The following is a 12125-nucleotide window of genomic DNA, read 5'->3' as shown; positions in this document are numbered from 1 at the left end:
TTAATAAGGTAACACGAATGTAATTCGACCTTTCGAAAGCGTTCAAAACAAGGGAAAACCCGTGATTGGGTGACATGTTCTTGACATCAGAATGTCATTTTCAAAACCTAGCATCTGTGGCTCAGGTTCATCAACCTGTTCTGTCATTCAGATCGCCTATTTCAAACCAAGGACTCACTATGAAAATCCGCTACTCACTGATTGCTGCTGGCGTTGTCGCGCTGGGCTGTGCTGGCTCCGCGCTGGCGCAGGAAAAAACCTTGCGCCTGCTGACCTGGGCCGATTACGCGCCCGCTGACGTGGTAGCTCAGTTTGAGAAAGAAAGCGGCTACAAGGTTGAAGTGACCCTGTCCAACAACGAAGAAATGATTTCCAAGCTGCGTGCCACCGGCGGCGCCGGCTTTGACCTGGCCCAGCCGTCACAGGACCGGATTACAGGCCCGCAACAGGAATTCGGCATTTACAAGCCCATGGATCTCAGCAAGATCAAGTCCGAGTTGTTCATCCCCTCCATGCTGGATGCCACCAAGAAAAACACCACCCTGGCCAACAAGGTTTACGGCCTGCCGCACATCTGGGGTACCGATGGCTTGGTGGTCAACACCAAGCTGGCCAAACTGGCTGATTACCCAGACCTGTGCAAGGCTGATGTCAAGGGCAAGACCGCTGTTCGACTGAAGCGCCCGACCCTGCTGGCCTTTGCCTTTGCTTCCGGCAAGGATCCGTTTGCCCTGTACGGCGATACCAAAGCCTACAGCGCGCTGATGGACGAAGTTGGCAAGACCATGATTGCCTGCAAGGGCAACCTGAAGTTCTTCTGGGACAACAAGGACCAGTTGCTCAACGGCATGCGCTCCGGTGAAATTGTTGGTGCCATGATGTGGGACACGGGTGGTTGGAAACTCAACAACGAAAAGGCTGAAATCCAGTTCATCGCTCCCAAGGCCGGTGCGCTCGGCTGGATCGACACCTTCGCCATTCCAGCCAAGGGCAAGAATGATGCCGCGGCCTACGCCTGGATCAACTTCAACATGCGCCCCGAGATCGCTGCCCGCGTGGCCAAGTCCGCCGGCAACTTCACCGGCTCCAAAGGTGCTGACCAGTTGATGGATGCCAAGCTCAAGGCCCAGTTTGCCGCCAGCTTCCCTGAAGCTGCCCTGAAGAACGTCAAGTGGTACCCGGCAGTGCCGGCTGGCATTGAAGACATCGAAGGCCGCGTGCTCGACCGTATCAAAGCTGCCAACTAAGGTCTGAGACGTTGAGTGCCTCTCTTCCTGCTGCGCCCGCCACCTCTGGCGCGGCGCAGCCTGACCTGCAAGCCGTCGCCGTACGTAAACACTACGGCGCTTTTCATGCGGTGGATGACTTGTCATTCAGCGTGGCGCGGGGCAGTTTCTTCTCTATCCTTGGGCCGTCGGGCTGCGGTAAAACCACACTGTTGCGGATGATCGCGGGCTTTCTGAGCCCGGATTCTGGCGACATTCTCATTGGCGGCAAGTCAATGAACAACGTGCCGCCCAATCGGCGGCCAGTCAACATGGTGTTCCAGCACCTGGCCTTGTTTCCCATGATGAGTGTGGGTGACAACGTTGGTTATGGCTTGGCGCGCCGCGGGGTGGCCAAAGACGAAATTCAACGCCGCGTTGGCGAGATGCTGGAACGTGTCAGTCTGCCCGGCGCCCAGAACAAGCGGGTGGACCAGCTCTCTGGCGGTCAAAAACAACGTGTGGCCATTGCCCGCAGCCTGGTGCTGGAGCCAACGCTGTTGTTGCTCGACGAGCCGTTGGGCGCACTGGACCTGAAGCTGCGCGAGCACATGAAAATTGAGCTCAAGCAGCTGCAAGCCGCTTTTGGCACCACCTTTGTCTACATCACCCACGATCAGTCCGAGGCCCTGGTGCTGTCTGACCACGTGGCGGTGATGAACCATGGCCATTTTGAGCAGCTGGGGACACCTCAAGAGCTGTATTACGAACCGCAAACTCCGTTTGTCGCGGGATTCGTCGGGGCCAATAACCGGGTCGCCGGGCGCGCCACCGAAGTCAACGGCAACCTGGCCAGCGTTACCAGCGAGCAGGGGTTGGTCATTCCGGCCCGTGCCATTGGCAAGGTTGGGCGTGGTGATGCCGTCGAAGCGTTTGTCCGGCCGGAAGTGGCACGCCTGGCGCGCCATTCAGCCGTGCTGACAGATGCCGGCCTGCCCTGTTACCAGGCCCGTGTCAGCAGTCTGCTGTTTGATGGTGCCAATTCGGCCGTCTTGTTACAAGAAGAGCGCTCACACGCGGAATTCCGCATTGCCCTGCCGCAGACCGGCGAATTTGCGGACCTGTGTGTGGGTGAGAGTGTGTCTTTCGGGTTTGACCCGCAGCGCGCCGTTTGTTTTGCCGCAGGTCAACCATGAGCACAGCTGGATCTGACGGCCGCAACTCGGCCCGGTTGATGCTGTTGTTGCTGCTGGCGCCGGCCTTGTTATGGTTGCTCGGGTTGATTCTGCTGCCACACGTCGAGCTGGGGGTTCTGTCCCTGAGTGAACGGGTGGCCCCGCGCGTCTACGAGCCCAGCCTGGCGCAGTTCCGCACCTTCATTGACGAGCCGCTGTACTGGCACACCTTTGTGCGCACCGCGCTGATGTCCATCGTGGCCACCGCCATCACCCTGCTGCTGGCTTTTCCCATCGCCTGGACGATTGCCAAGCTGGTCAAGGGCAAGTCGAAATCCATGCTGTTTGTCATGTGCCTGATCCCGTTCTGGGTCAGCGAAACCGTGCGCACGCTGGGCTGGATGATTCTGCTGCGCGAATCCGGCGTGTTGCCCGCCTTCCTGGTCTGGCTGGGGGTCACGCCCGCACCGGTGGAAATGCTCTACCACGACGCCACCATTCTGGTCGGGCTGGTCTACACCTCGATGCTGTTCATGGTGATCCCGCTGATCAGTGCGCTGGAAAGCCTGGATGACGCCCTGATTGAAGCGGCCTACGACCTGGGTGGCAACGGCTGGTCGATCCTGCGCCAGATCGTCATCCCGCACGCAGCCCCCGGCATCGTGGCGGGTTGCATTGTGGTGTTCATGCTGACGCTGGGCAACTACCTCACGCCCACCCTGCTGGGTGGCAAAAACTCCCAGTGGTTCACCGAGCAGATTTACACCCAGTTCATCACCCGTTTCAACTGGGAACAGGGTGCGGCATTTGGCTTTTTGCTGCTGGGTTTGAGCACCGCCATTGTCTGGGCCGGTCTGAAGCTCAGTGGTCAGAAATTTGGTGAAGTGATGCAACGATCATGAAGATACCTTTGATCGCTATTCAATTTATAGCTACACACCCAAACAAGTACTGGGCTAAAGGCCAATTCGGCATGCACATTGATGGAGCCACGCCATGATTGCCTCGTTGCCCCGTCCGGCTTGGCTGCGTGTCAGCACAGTGGTCTACGCGACCGCGTTTTTTGCGTTCCTGTTCCTGCCGCTGGTCATCGTGGCCGTGTTTGCCTTCAACGATGCGCCCTACCCGGCGCCGCCCTGGCGCGGTTTCACACTGGACTGGTTCGTCGGCCATGACGGCTCAGGCCGCACCGGCTTGTTTGCCGACAGCGCCATGCTGGGTAGCCTGTGGACCAGTGTGGTGGTGGCCTGCTGGGTGACCCTGCTGTCGGTGCTGGTGGGTACCGCCAATGCCTTTCTGATCGAGCGAACCCAGTTTCGTGGCAAACAGGCGCTGTCCATGTTGATGTTGGCCCCGCTGGTGATTCCGGGGGTGATCCTGGGCATTTCCATTCTGGCCTTTGCCAGCCGCATCGCCAATCTGGCCGATGAGCTGTGGGGGCTGGAGCTGAACTTTTTCCGACCCGGCCTGCCACTGGTGGTGCTGGGGCAGTTTTCCTACATTGTGTCGATCGCTACCCTGACCATCACTGCGCACCTGAAACGCTTTGATGCCACGCTGGAAGAAGCCGCGTACAACCTCGGTGCGTCGCGCAGTGCCGTGTTGTGGACCATCACCCTGCCCTACCTGAAGCCAGCGCTGATTGGCTCAGCCGCCATCTCTTTTTTGATGTCATTCGAGAATTTCAACACCACGCTGATGTTGGTCGGCTCGGACGCACCGCTGACCGTGATGATGTATGGCCGCATGCGTGAAGGTGCCACACCCGTGCTCAATGCCGTGAGCCTGTTACTGATGGTGGCTTCTGCCATCCTGGCATTGACATTGATGCGCAAATCCAAAACAGCCAACGCAGACGGTTCATCCTGAAAGTCGGCGTCTGCCTTCACCTGGCAGACGTCATCTGTTGATCTTGAACGTTCCTGGGCCGGTCAAGCGCCTTCCCGGCTCAGTACCGGGTACCGGTGAGTTCCAATGTCTCCTGTGCAATGAGCCATTCTTCCTGGGTCGGAATCACCAAGACTTTGGCCAATGACGTCGGGCCTTGAATAAAGCCATCGTCAGCCTTTCCATGGGTGTGGTTGGCCTGCGGCGCCAGGAAGAGATGGAAACACTTCAGATGCTCCACAATGCGCGCGCGCATCGTCGGAGAGTTTTCACCAATACCACCGGTGAAAACCAACGCGTCCAGACGCGGAAGCGCCACCATCATCTTGCCCACACTCTGAGCCGCCTTGTAGGCAAAAACATGAAGCGCCAGCGCACTGGGACCATGTCCTTCCTTTTCTTTCTCCAGCAAGGTTCTCATGTCATTGGAAACACCAGAGACACCCAATAAACCACTCTTTTTGTTCAATAAGTCAGAAATCTCCTGCGCCGGCATCTGGCACTTCTCAGCCAAATAGAGGCAGACCCCTGGATCAATATCGCCAGAACGGGTTCCCATGACCAAACCTTCCAGCGGCGTAAAACCCATGCTGGTATCAACACTCTTGCCATCCAGGATGGCACAGCTGGAACAACCATTGCCAAGATGCAAACTCACCATGCCCAACCCATCACAATCATTTTCCTGCAAAATCTGCCGGGCTTTTTTGGCAATGTAACTGTGTGAAGTGCCATGGAACCCATAACGCCGAATGTGATGTTCGGCGTAATATTTTTCAGGCAATGCATAACGGTACGCGTGCTCGGGAATGGTGGCGTGAAATGCCGTATCAAAAACAATGCATTGGGGCAGATGCGGGAAAACCTTCTGCGTCAACTCAATACCTTCAAAATTGGCCGGGTTGTGCAAAGGCGCCAGATCCAGGCAAGCTTTCAGGGTGTCCAGAACCGCAGGTGTGACCAGAACACTTTGCCTGAATGTCTCCCCTCCATGAACAAAACGGTGCCCTACCCCCCCCAGCGTTGCAGTGATGCCAAGTTGATCAAATTTGTCCACCAGCCACTCCATGGCCTGGCGATGCTGACAAGCGGGGATTTCAAAATGCACCTTCTGCGCCTGATCGCTCCATGAAATGCTGACCGGTGTGTGAGTACCGATTCTCTCAATCAAGCCGCTCCATAGAGGTGCATCCGTTTCATGAAGGTTAAATACCGCAAACTTCAGTGAAGAGCTGCCACAGTTGATAACCAGTATATTCATGCCAAGCCTTGCAGGTGCGTGTCTTCAATTGCAAAAATCGATGTGCTGCTACCGCTACTGCAAGCTGGCTGCCAAGCACAAATTGGGGAAACCCAGTCGATCTGGTCGCGCTGCACCACAAAATCCAGTGCAATCCGTCAATTCATTGCCCGGGTGGGGACCAAGCCACACCCGGGATTCATCCAGCAAAATCTTTCAGGCTATCGAACCCGAAGCCGCCAGCATTTCGGACCGACGGGCGTGGGTCGTCAGGAAATACACATATCCCACCACCATCAAGCCGGCAAACACACCGGCCACCAATGCGTTGTAATAAATCATGGTCGCCAGACACACAAACGCTCCGATCAGCGCGATGGCCGGGAAGATGGGATACAGAGGTGCCCGGTAGGAACGTTCCATATGGGGTGCAGTGGCACGCAGCTTGAACAGGCTGAGCATGCTCATGATGTACATCACAATGGCACCAAAAACCGACATCGTCACGATATTGGCCGTCAGGGACTGACCGCCAAATGTGATCCATGAATCACTGAAGATGGCGGCAATGCCAACAGCCCCACCGGCCAGAATAGCCACATAGGGTGTATGCCGTTTGGGGTGAACGCGTTCCAGCACCTCGGGCAAATAACCCGCACGCGCCAAGGCAAAGATTTGTCGGGAATAACCGAGGATGATGCCGTGAAACGACGCAATCAGCCCAAACAGGCCTAGCCACACCAGCATGTGCAACCAACCGCTGTTTTCACCCACAATGATTTTCATGGCTTGCGGCAGAGGGTCGTTGATATTGGCCAGTTTGGTCCAGTCGCCAGCGCCACCAGCAAAAATCATCACACCTGTGGCCAGAATCACCAGTGTCAGAATGCCACCGATATAGGCGATGGGAATGGAACGTCGCGGTGTCTTGGCTTCTTCAGCGGCCATCGCGACGCCTTCAATCGCCAGAAAGAACCAGATCGCAAACGGGATAGCTGCAAAGATGCCCGAAAAGGCCGCCATGCTGAAACCATCCTGACCGGCCCAGCCACCCTTGACAAAATTCACCATGGAGAACCCGGGTGCAACCACCCCCATGAATACCAGCAACTCAAAAATGGCCAGCAGCGTGACACCCAGTTCAAACATCGCGGCGATGTGAACGCCCAGGATATTCAAGGTCATGAAGACCAGGTACGCGCCAACCGCAATCAGTTTGGGATCCAGTGCAGGGAATTGAACATTGACATAAGCCCCAATGGCCAGCGAAATGGCCGGTGGTGCAAACACGAATTCGATCAACGTGGCAAAACCCGCAATGTATCCACCCGTGGGGCCAAAAGCCCGCCGGCTGTACTCAAATGGGCCACCTGCGTGAGGGATCGAGGTGGTCAGCTCGGTGAAGCTGAAGATAAATGTGGTGTACATCAGTGCCACAAAAAATGTGGTCACCAGGAAACCCATTGTCCCGGCTGAGGCCCAGCCATAACTCCAACCGAAATATTCTCCAGAAATAACAAGACCAACGGCAATACCCCAAAGCTCCAGTGTTCCCAGGGACTTGCTTAAGCCTGGGTTGTGTTGTGGATTCATACGCAAGGTTCCTTTTGAGACTGAATGAACAACTCCGCCAGGTGATGCCAGGCAGAGACGATTTGCGCTTTCGCGCGATTAAGGATGCACAAACACAAGGTATTTATGCGTCCTCAAAGAAGCTGGTCGATCAACTGCCGGCTGGGGCGCGGTATGACAACCTGTGAAACCAGAAAACCCTTGTCGCTAGCAAGAGCCGAGCCAGCATTGGTTGCGGCAATCACATCGGCCACCTCACCGGTCAGGACGACATAACTCTTGCCACCGATGCCAAAAGCCAGGTGCATACGAATGGGTTCAACCGATGCGGCCTTCACAGCGGCATCGGTCGCCTCAATGGTGGCGCAGACCGAATAGGTCTCGATCACACTCACCGCGGCCACGTTTTCAATGTGCGTGCCGCCACTGATGGCAGGAAGTACCGACGGGTGCACATTGGGAATGACAAAACTGTCCACAACCACATCTGGACACTGCTCCGTACCAACACCAACGGATTGTTTGACAGCGGCAACGTCGCCGCCAATCATGACAATGTATTTGCCTGGACAAATGCTCTTGGCGATCAGGATTTCAACGTTGGCGGTCTTGGCCATGGCGTCGGCGGCGGCAATGCCCTGGGCAATACTGGTGAATTCAACCAGACCTATGGCGTGATGGCTCATATGAGGCTTTCAATGCGTGATGGAGATGAACTGTGCGGCTACTTCTTCGACGCGACCGCTGATACTGGCGTGGACTCGTGCACCCAAGGCATCTGCCGGAATTTCAGCCACCAGCTGCCCACGTTGCACCGTGTCACCAACCTGTACCACAGGCACGGCAGCGGCGCCCACGTGTTGACGCAGGTTCAGCACCACACGTGAGCTGCGACTGGCTGTTTCATCCAGCGGGGCCTTTTTGTTGTAGGCCGAGATGGCCAGCCGGGTCACCAGCCTGGAAGTGGGGACCAGACGGTGTTCGGCCATCGGATCCAGCGGGCGAAGATCGCCCACATAGCGGGCACCTTCTGCGCGGAATTTGGCTTTCAGCGCCACGTTGATGCGCATTGGCGAAATGTTCACAGGACAGGCCCACTGTTCGCAAATGGCGCATTCAGAGCAGGTCAGTGCAGACAACAACACGGAGGGTTTGCCTATGTCACGGTAATTGGCCGAGCGGACAATCAGTGCTGGATGCAACTCATGGCCAATCAGATGCCGTGGACATAACTCGGTGCACAGGTTGCATTGCTCACAAACGGCGCGTGCAATGGCCAGCACATCCTGCATCGGTTGCCGATGCCGACGAATGACGACGTGGTCCTCCGGCAGGACAATGATGCCTCCGGTGGTTTTGGTCACGGGCTGGTCAATCGACGAGATCAGCTTGCCCATCATCGGCCCGCCATTGACAAAATAGGGTTTGTCAACCGTCACACTCCCTGCCCGCGCAATGACCTCGCGCAACGGTGTCCCAATCGGCACCGTGACCGTGATCGGGTCTGACACGGCCCCCGAGATGGTGAGCGTCCGATCCACCACTGGCGCGTCTTCGTCCACGGCACGGGCCAGATTGATCAGGGTCAGCACGTTGTTGACCGCCACGCCCACATCTTTTGGCAGAGCGGCTGGCGGCACACGCCGACCCGTCGCCATCCAGATGGTGATCACCTCATCTCCAGCCGGATAAACGTCCTTGAGAATGTGGATCCGCATGTTGGAGGCCAGCAAAGGCTGCACGGCAGCAATGGCCTCGACATACTTTGCCTTGAACGCAATGACGCCCTCACGCGCACCGACAGCCTGCATGGCCAGTTGCAAACCGCGGACCAGTTGATGGGCATACTTGGCAGCCAATTGCTGATCCACCTTGAGCAGCGGCTCGCACTCCGCGCCGTTCACCAGGTAAATCTCGGCCGGGCTCATCAGCTTGACATGGGTCGGAAAGCCCGCCCCGCCAGCGCCGACCACCCCCGCCGCGCGGGCCTTGTTCGCAATCTCGTTCACGGTTTTTTCCTCTGGCCCGGTGGGCGCAAAAATACGGACAAATCAGGCTCGGGGCGGCCAATCACCTTCTCGCTGACCAAGGCCTCCAAGCGTTCGGCCACGCTGCGCCCGGCATCGACGGCAGCCCGGCAGGAGCCAATGTCACCTTCCACCACCAGTGTGATCAGCCCGGGGTTGGTGGTGATCTGCCTGATCAGACGCACGTTGGCCGCCTTGAGCATGGCATCCGCAGCCTCCACGCCACAGACCAGGCCCTGCACTTCCAGAAAACCGTAGGACGCAGCCATTTCAATACACCAGCGGCTGGGCCGCAATGTCGGCCACGGTGCGGGCAAACGCATCACAGGCGGCACGACAGGCGGCCTGTGAGCCTTGCAGGTACGCGCCGGAATAATTGGTCGGTGAAGGTGGGCGCACATAACCTGCCAGCCGCACCTCGGCCGCCTTGAGGGCGGCATCCAACCCCACGGCGGCTTCCAGCGGCGGGGCCACCAGGTAAGCCAGCGAATCCCCTTCCTTGACACCTGCGACTTCGGCCAGATAGGAACCACAGCGCGACACCACATGCGACAAAAAGGCCACCGTGTGTGCGTCATTGGCCCACTGAAACGCCGCGCCGTCACGCAGATGGGCCAGCGCCGCACCCAGCCCGGAACGCACCTCGGCAGGGGACGGCCCGGCCAGCATCAGAATCACCTCACCGGCGGTGCTGGAGGGGCCGTGTTTGGCCCCGGCATAAAACGAGTTGCCGTAGACCACACGCACATTGGCCTGTTTGGTGGCCTCGTCGGCGGCGATGTAGGCCACGTCGTCCGAGTCAGCGGTGAAAACACCCAGGCTGAACACACTGTCATCGAGCTTGAGTTCCTTTTTGAAATCAGCCTGCAAGGACGAAATCAAGCGCACCGCGCAGACCGACACCGGGATTTTTTCAAAGGTCGACATGCTTAGCCTCCGGCCATTTTCTTGCCCAGGGCAATGCCGCTGGCCTGCTCCTTGAGCATGCGGGCGGCCAGCTCGGCAATCACGGCGGCGGCTTCCACCGGCGGCGTGCCACCGCGATGGATGTTGGAAATGCAGGTGCGCTCGGCCTCCACGGTATGGCTGGTGGGCTTGTAGACCATGTAGCACGACAGGCTCTCAGACTGGCCCAGACCGGGACGTTCACCAATCAGCAGAATCACCACCTTGGCCTGCAACAGCTCACCAATCTGGTCTTCCACCTTGACCCGGCCAAAACGCACAAACAAAGGGGTGCCGGCCTTGAGCTGCAAAGACTCCAGCCCACGGATCAGCGGCGGCACGATGTCATCAAAATTGGCCGTGGTGGCCTCGGTGGACAAGCCGTCCGAGATCAGCAGTTGCACATCCGGGGCCTTGATGCACTGGGTTTTGACCATCTCCAACCCCTGGGCACTGAGCGTGCGGCCCAGGTCAGGCCGGGTCAGGTACTGGCCTTTCTCGGTGATTTCGGTCTGCACTTCCAGCAAGCCAGCGCGTTGCACCCACTCCGCTGGAATCTCGCTCAACACGGTTTCCTTGGAACGCGAATGATCGGCCAGAAAGCGCAGCAGCGACTGGGTGCGTGGGCGCGGGCCGCTGCGCCCGGCGCAAACCCGGGCGCGGGTGCTGCGCCGCAGCTCGGTCAACACATCGGTGCTCTTGGGCTCGGTGACCCCGACCCAGAGCCGGGCCTCTTCGCTGCCCAGGTCAGGCAACTCACCTGGCACTGGTGTTTCTGGCTGGGCCACCGTGGTGGATGTTTGCTCCAGCTCACGCATCACGGCGCGAACAATCTCGGCAATTTGGGCTTCGTTCATGGTCGCTCCCATCAGAAAAACAGCGATGCATCACCGGCGGCGCGGGTCAGCTTGCCCTGGCGCATCAAACCGCGGGCTTCAAGCCAGTGCTCAAACTCCGGGGCCGGGCGCAAGCCCAGCGTTTGGCGCACCGTGGCAATGTCGTGGAACGAGCAGGTCTGGTAATTGAGCATGATGTCGTCACCCATCGGCATGGCGATGACAAAGTTGCAACCGGCAGTGGCCATCAACATCAGCAGGCTCTCATTGGAGTTCTGGTCGGCATCGGCGTGGTTGGTGTAGCAGCAGTCACAGCCCATCGAAATGCCCGAGAGCTTGCCCATGAAGTGATCTTCCAGCCCGGCACGCAAAATCTCGCGGCTGTTGTAGAGGTATTCAGGGCCGATGAAACCGACCACGGTGTTGACGATGAACGGCGAGTAGTGCCGCGCCAGGCCGTAGTTGCGCGCCTCCATCGTGACCTGATCGGCCCCATGGTGGGCGTTGGCCGACAAGGCTGAGCCCTGGCCGGTTTCAAAGTACAGGCAGTTGCCACCGGCCACCCGCGAATAATGCCGCCCCACGTCGGCGGCTTCATCGAGCATCTCCAGCGAAATGCCGAATTCTTTCAAGCCTTTCTCACTGCCGCAAATGCTCTGGAACAGCAAGCCAATTGGTGCCCCCTTGCGCACCGCTTCCATCTGAGTGCTGATGTGCGCCAGCACGCAGCCCTGGGTGGGAATCTGGTGTTGCTCAATCACTTCATAAATCTGGTTCAGGATGCGCGTGACCGACTCGACGTTGTCGGTGACTGGGTTCACGCCAATCAGCGCATCGCCCGAGCCATACGACAAGCCCTCATAAATCTGCGCCGCAATGCTGCGGGTGTCGTCGCGCGTGTCATTGGGTTGCAGGCGGCTGCTGAAACGCCCGGCCAGGCCCAGGGTGGTGTTGGCCTTGGCCACCACCGGCAACAGTTTGGCACCGTAGATCAGGTCGCCGTTGGAGCAAATCTTGGCCACCGCCGCCACCATCTCCGAGGTCAGGCCCTTGCGCAGCACCTCCAGCTCTTCCAGCGTGGCGGTGTCGCTCAGCACATATTCGCGCAGCTCACCCACGCTCCAGTTCTGGATGCGCCGGTACACCGCTTCGTTCACGTTGTCTTGAATCAGGCGCGTGACGCAGTCTTCTTCATAGGGCACCACCGGGTGGTTGCGCAGGTCAGACAGCCGCAGCTC

General features: G+C 58.3%; 11 protein-coding genes and 2 pseudogenes. 4 read left to right on the top strand and 9 right to left on the bottom strand.

From position 1 onward, the window contains the following. The first annotated feature begins 179 nt into the window (after window positions 1-179). The 4 genes from PHW99_RS11275 to PHW99_RS11260 all read left to right on the top strand — a co-directional run bounded on the left by PHW99_RS11275 (window position 180) and on the right by PHW99_RS11260 (window position 4249). Window positions 180-1247 carry an extracellular solute-binding protein gene (locus tag PHW99_RS11275; RefSeq protein ID WP_300177177.1) on the top strand — a complete coding sequence of 356 codons (1068 nt, stop codon included), beginning with the start codon at window positions 180-182 and terminating at the stop codon, window positions 1245-1247. Window positions 1248-1258: 11 nt separating this feature from the next. After that, window positions 1259-2401: an ABC transporter ATP-binding protein gene (locus tag PHW99_RS11270; RefSeq protein WP_300177174.1), complete on the top strand. Its 1143-nt coding sequence runs from the start codon at window positions 1259-1261 to the stop codon at window positions 2399-2401. Next, window positions 2398-3282: an ABC transporter permease gene (locus PHW99_RS11265; protein WP_300177171.1), complete on the top strand. Its 885-nt coding sequence runs from the start codon at window positions 2398-2400 to the stop codon at window positions 3280-3282. The genes PHW99_RS11270 and PHW99_RS11265 overlap by 4 nt, the downstream gene beginning before the upstream one ends. Before the next feature lie 94 nt (window positions 3283-3376). Continuing rightward, the gene (locus PHW99_RS11260) at window positions 3377-4249 is read left to right on the top strand and encodes an ABC transporter permease (protein WP_300177168.1); all 873 of its coding nucleotides are present in this window, start codon (window positions 3377-3379) and stop codon (window positions 4247-4249) included. 79 nt (window positions 4250-4328) lie between these two features. On the opposite strand, the gene PHW99_RS11255 is transcribed toward PHW99_RS11260, so the two are convergent. The 9 genes and pseudogenes from PHW99_RS11255 to PHW99_RS11220 all read right to left on the bottom strand — a co-directional run. Next, the gene (locus PHW99_RS11255) at window positions 4329-5528 is read right to left on the bottom strand and encodes an acetate kinase (RefSeq protein WP_300177165.1); all 1200 of its coding nucleotides are present in this window, start codon (window positions 5526-5528) and stop codon (window positions 4329-4331) included. A 195-nt stretch (window positions 5529-5723) separates the two neighbouring features. Further along, window positions 5724-7100, bottom strand: coding sequence for an ethanolamine permease (eat, locus tag PHW99_RS11250; protein WP_300177162.1), 1377 nt, complete (start codon window positions 7098-7100; stop codon window positions 5724-5726). Window positions 7101-7213: 113 nt separating this feature from the next. After that, window positions 7214-7765, bottom strand: a complete 552-nt coding sequence (locus tag PHW99_RS11245) for a BMC domain-containing protein (RefSeq protein ID WP_300177159.1) — start codon at window positions 7763-7765, stop codon at window positions 7214-7216. A gap of 39 nt (window positions 7766-7804) precedes the next feature. Next, window positions 7805-7969 (bottom strand): annotated as a pseudogene (locus tag PHW99_RS18840) (biotin/lipoyl-containing protein); the annotation flags it as partial. A gap of 198 nt (window positions 7970-8167) precedes the next feature. After that, window positions 8168-9052: pseudogene (locus tag PHW99_RS11240) on the bottom strand (SLBB domain-containing protein); the annotation flags it as partial. 32 nt (window positions 9053-9084) lie between these two features. Next, the gene (locus PHW99_RS11235; RefSeq protein WP_300177153.1) at window positions 9085-9375 is read right to left on the bottom strand and encodes a BMC domain-containing protein; all 291 of its coding nucleotides are present in this window, start codon (window positions 9373-9375) and stop codon (window positions 9085-9087) included. Between the two features lies 1 nt (window position 9376). Beyond that, a complete protein-coding gene (eutL, locus tag PHW99_RS11230) occupies window positions 9377-10033 on the bottom strand; it encodes an ethanolamine utilization microcompartment protein EutL (protein ID WP_300177150.1) in 657 nt (218 codons plus the stop codon). A 2-nt stretch (window positions 10034-10035) separates the two neighbouring features. Then, a complete protein-coding gene (eutC, locus tag PHW99_RS11225) occupies window positions 10036-10908 on the bottom strand; it encodes an ethanolamine ammonia-lyase subunit EutC (RefSeq protein ID WP_300177147.1) in 873 nt (290 codons plus the stop codon). 11 nt (window positions 10909-10919) lie between these two features. Then, the coding region (locus PHW99_RS11220; protein WP_300177144.1) for an ethanolamine ammonia-lyase subunit EutB at window positions 10920-12125 on the bottom strand (1206 nt) is incomplete at its 5' end.

This window comes from Rhodoferax sp., assembly GCF_028689305.1.
In the GTDB taxonomy this organism is placed as follows: Bacteria; Pseudomonadota; Gammaproteobacteria; order Burkholderiales; family Burkholderiaceae_C; genus Rhodoferax.
The sequence above is the reverse complement of the archived record's forward strand: the minus strand, read 5'-3'. Positions and strand labels throughout refer to the sequence as shown.

Bases quoted from the DNA above. Each gene is read 5' to 3' on its own strand.
- PHW99_RS11260 (WP_300177168.1), top strand. From the start codon at position 3,377: ATGATTGCCTCGTTGCCCCGTCCGGCTTGGCTGCGTGTCAGCACAGTG.
- PHW99_RS11255 (WP_300177165.1), bottom strand. From the start codon at position 5,528: ATGAATATACTGGTTATCAACTGTGGCAGCTCTTCACTGAAGTTTGCG.
- PHW99_RS11235 (WP_300177153.1), bottom strand. From the start codon at position 9,375: ATGGCTGCGTCCTACGGTTTTCTGGAAGTGCAGGGCCTGGTCTGTGGC.
- PHW99_RS11275 (WP_300177177.1), top strand. From the start codon at position 180: ATGAAAATCCGCTACTCACTGATTGCTGCTGGCGTTGTCGCGCTGGGC.
- eutC (WP_300177147.1), bottom strand. From the start codon at position 10,908: ATGAACGAAGCCCAAATTGCCGAGATTGTTCGCGCCGTGATGCGTGAG.
- eat (WP_300177162.1), bottom strand. From the start codon at position 7,100: ATGAATCCACAACACAACCCAGGCTTAAGCAAGTCCCTGGGAACACTG.
- eutL (WP_300177150.1), bottom strand. From the start codon at position 10,033: ATGTCGACCTTTGAAAAAATCCCGGTGTCGGTCTGCGCGGTGCGCTTG.
- PHW99_RS11265 (WP_300177171.1), top strand. From the start codon at position 2,398: ATGAGCACAGCTGGATCTGACGGCCGCAACTCGGCCCGGTTGATGCTG.
- PHW99_RS11245 (WP_300177159.1), bottom strand. From the start codon at position 7,765: ATGAGCCATCACGCCATAGGTCTGGTTGAATTCACCAGTATTGCCCAG.